The sequence below is a fragment of the Streptomyces sp. CBMA123 genome, from assembly GCF_014596465.1.
Classification (GTDB): Bacteria; Actinomycetota; Actinomycetes; order Streptomycetales; family Streptomycetaceae; genus Kitasatospora.
Window position 1 is genome coordinate 1 of the sequence record NZ_MECK01000578.1, and the last position, 407, is coordinate 407.

Consider the following 407-nt stretch of genomic DNA (forward strand, 5'->3'; position numbering starts at 1 on the left):
ACGGCTCGGCGGCGGTCCGGCTCGCCGCCGCGCGGCCGATCAGGACCGCCGGCACCAGCCCCGCCAGCAGCGGCAGCAGCAGCGCCGCCAGCCGCCAGCCGCCCGGGCCCTCCTGCGGCAGCAGGGCGAACAGCGGGAAGTCCGGCACCGGACCGAGCCGCGTACCGCCCGGCGACACCAGCGACCCGGCCCCGACCTCGAACCCCGGGCCCAGCGCGTACGCCGCACCCCACAGCACCGCGTTCGGCAGCAGCGCCACGGTGAGCAGCAGCAGCCCGACCAGCGCGACGGGCCCGCCCCCCAGCAGCGCCATCCCCCGCCCGCCGCCGGACACCGCGTCCAGCACCGCCGACACCGCCACCAGCAGCCCGCCCGCCGCGACCAGGCCCGCCCCGGCCACGCCGGCC

1 protein-coding gene is annotated in these 407 nt (G+C 81.1%); it reads right to left on the bottom strand.

All coding sequences use genetic code 11. The features are described from left to right. A partial coding sequence (locus BG452_RS37540) for a DUF6350 family protein (RefSeq protein ID WP_223243304.1) occupies positions 1-407 on the bottom strand: 407 nt, incomplete at both ends.